This window comes from Companilactobacillus futsaii JCM 17355 (genome assembly GCF_001435505.1).
Classification (GTDB): domain Bacteria; phylum Bacillota; class Bacilli; order Lactobacillales; family Lactobacillaceae; genus Companilactobacillus; species Companilactobacillus futsaii.
Genome location: NZ_AZDO01000012.1, coordinates 1 through 2,990, shown reverse-complemented (window position 1 = coordinate 2,990; position 2,990 = coordinate 1). Strand labels below are relative to the sequence as shown.

Sequence of the window (2,990 nt, the reverse complement as noted above, 5' to 3'; positions counted from 1 at the left end):
ATGGAAAATATTAAGTTTTAAAAAGTGTTCGGTTATTTCTTGCAATCTGCCATTTTATAAAAAGGAGGACCAGTTATGAAAAGATTCATCATTATTTTAATGAGTGCCTTATGTTTTTTTGCTAGTTTTGGAACAGTTGTTCAAGCTGCATCTGATAATTTAACACCCAATAATAATGAAAGTGGTGATTTGGGGATTACTATCGATGGAAACTTTGACGACTGGGCCGACAAAACTAAACAGCCCATGAAAGTTACAGGAGACGATAATGATATAAAGTACACTTCTTTTTTGGCTGACAAGAATAATTTATACTTATACATATTGATGAAACCATTCTGGAGTTGGGGATATACTAATTTTCAACCTTACGGATATGTTTTAAATATTGGTGGAAAAGAGTTTGACATCACCCTTAATAAAAAGGATTTCAAAAAAGATTATGTAGATGTTAGTAACTTAGCAATTGGCGAAAAGAAAATGGTGCCTTTAGAAATTTACAATAAAATCAATAATCAAACTACTAGTTATGACAATCTCGTTTGTGTTTCTCGACAATACATTACTCAACACGTAGGTACCGGTTCCACCACTTTTAAGGGTAAAGGATATGTTTTCGAAGCTAAAATACCTTTCAAGTATCTCAAAGGAATCTCTAATACAGAGGGGCAAAATATTACTCTTGCAAATACTAACCTCTGGTCAGGTACGCTTCAAGTAACCGGTGGTAGTACAGGACCAATTGTTTTAGCAAGTACCGGATTCGTTATCGCTATAATTGCTGTTTTGAAATACTCGGGATTCAGTTTTAAGAAACGGAGAACACTATGAGTATTTATTTAGTAATCGGTATCGTTGTTTGGATATACTTACTCTCCGTTTTAAAAAGAGCTCACGTTCCAGCATTCTTCTTTCTGATCGGAACTGGCGGGCTCTTTTTTATTCTGATTGGCTTCAGTGATCCTTATTGGGTCTGGTTTTTCACTCATTCAGTTATCAATGGTGTTAAATGGTTTGGAAATCTCACTAATATGAGTGAAGTTATGAATCGTTATGGCCTGATCAGCATCAACAATGCCACTCAACCGTTGACGATGACGATTGATTACGAATGTTCAGGGATTATCGAGACGATGGCTTACATCAGTATCGTAGTTTTCTTCCCTATTTTTAACCGTTATGAAAAAACTTTCTTTGGAATTTTTGGAATCGTCTGGATTTACTTGGCAAATGTGTTCAGATTGGCTTTAATTATAGTGATAGTCCACTTTGCTGGTGGTGGTGCCTTCTTTATCGGACACTCCATTGTCGGAAGAATGGTCTTTTACATCTTAGTCATCGCTTTGTACTACAACGTCTTCACCTATTCACAGATTTCTCATAGTCTCTATCAAAATTTCCGGCGATTTATTACGAGAATTAAGAAAAGTTTTAGCAAGGAGGGATAAAAATGAGTTATTGGTTAGACCTAACCTTGTTTAAAATGGGATTCTGGCTGACTTGGGCCTTGATTCCGATTCTAGTTGAAATCATCCCTTCCATTATTTCCAGTGTGCGTATCATGATCAGCAACCGCCATCCTAAAAAAATGGTTATGCCTGCAAAAATGCCAATGATCTCCGTTTTGGTTCCCGTCCACAACTCTGAAGATACCCTATTTGCTTGTATCCAATCGATCCACGATTCAACTTATCCAACTAAACTGATTCAAGTTATTTTAGCTGACAACAATAGTACCGACAACAGTTTCCAAGTCTTCGCCCATGCTCAAAATACCTTTTCTGATATGAATCTTCGTTTGATCCACACCGCTGCTGGTAAAGCTCAAGCTCTAAATGCAGCGTTATACGGAGCTATTGGAACTTATATTATCAACATCGATAGCGATGGCGTGCTAGAAAAAAATGCCTTGATGAATATGGTTTTACGTTTTGAAAACGATTATGAAGTATCAGCTTTGACTGGTAGTATCTTACCTAATCGCTTAATGCTAAAGAAAAATGGTTCGTTATTACGTTATAACGAATACTTCGAATACGCCCAAGCCTTTCTTTCAGGTCGAGTAATGGAATCACATAAAAACCAACTATTCACGATGTCTGGAGCCTTTTCAGCTTTTCGTAAGGAAGCTGTTATGAAGAGTTTCTTATACGATATCAACACGATTGGTGAAGATACCGATATGACTTTCCAAATTAGACAACGGATGAAACGAAAAGTTGGACTCTGTGCTAATGCTTTCTTCTACATCGAACCAATCAAAGATTTATCCGAACTTTACACGCAAAGACAACGTTGGCAACGTGGTGAAGTTGAAGTCATTCAAGAATATGCCAACAATTTGGAAATGAATGAATTTTTCGAGAATTTCATGATCAGACGATTATTAATTGACCACACTTTCCTATTTCCTCGAATGATTTGGCTTTGTGCCAGTATCGTTTTGTTATTTTTCCGTTACTCACCGATTATGATGGGAATGTCATATTTCATTATTTATTTGTTATATATTTTAGTAGAAGTATTAAACTATATTTGTGTGATTCAACTTTTAGAGGATTTCCCCAATGATCAAACCTTTTACAAGAAGCAATGGTGGGTCGCTTTGACTTTGCCATTTTACAATTTCATCTGTGCTGGTATTCGTTTGATTGGGGTTATCAATAGTATGACCACTAAATCCGGTTGGAACTCAGTACCTTTCAAAGAAGAATGGAATAAAGTAACTACAATTGTGAAAAATGACTTTCGAATGAAGGAGAAAAAAACTACTAATCATGATGAGATATCAATTCCACACTTACAAAATCAAGTATTACGTCAACGCCAGTCACGCCATGCGCTGGGAAAACGGCGAAGGCAAGCAACATAACCACACTTGGGAAATTGTTTGCGAAATTCACAGTAAAAATGACCAAATGATTGTTTTTAATGATATGGCAGATTGTAAAATATAACCGAACACTAGTGGACACAAAAACCCATAAAGG

At 36.3% G+C, this 2,990-nt stretch carries 3 protein-coding genes and 1 pseudogene; all 4 read left to right on the top strand.

The features are described from left to right. Window positions 1-75: 75 nt before the first annotated feature. Window positions 76-831: a Firmicu-CTERM sorting domain-containing protein gene (locus FC88_RS01790; protein ID WP_057812182.1), complete on the top strand. Its 756-nt coding sequence runs from the start codon at window positions 76-78 to the stop codon at window positions 829-831. Then, entirely contained in the window at window positions 828-1,448 is a 621-nt protein-coding gene (gene xrtG, locus FC88_RS01785; protein WP_057812180.1) for an exosortase family protein XrtG, read from the top strand. The genes FC88_RS01790 and xrtG overlap by 4 nt, the downstream gene beginning before the upstream one ends. Before the next feature lie 2 nt (window positions 1,449-1,450). Then, complete coding sequence (locus FC88_RS01780; protein ID WP_057812178.1) at window positions 1,451-2,872, top strand: TIGR03111 family XrtG-associated glycosyltransferase; 1,422 nt, start codon at window positions 1,451-1,453, stop codon at window positions 2,870-2,872. Then, a pseudogene (locus FC88_RS13355) lies at window positions 2,838-2,939 on the top strand (6-carboxytetrahydropterin synthase); the annotation flags it as partial. The gene FC88_RS01780 and the pseudogene FC88_RS13355, both read left to right, overlap by 35 nt. Window positions 2,940-2,990: the final 51 nt, after the last annotated feature.

Excerpts from the sequence above, each read along its gene's own strand:
- FC88_RS01790 (WP_057812182.1), top strand. The coding sequence starts at position 76 with ATGAAAAGATTCATCATTATTTTAATGAGTGCCTTATGTTTTTTTGCT.
- xrtG (WP_057812180.1), top strand. The coding sequence starts at position 828 with ATGAGTATTTATTTAGTAATCGGTATCGTTGTTTGGATATACTTACTC.
- FC88_RS01780 (WP_057812178.1), top strand. The coding sequence starts at position 1,451 with ATGAGTTATTGGTTAGACCTAACCTTGTTTAAAATGGGATTCTGGCTG.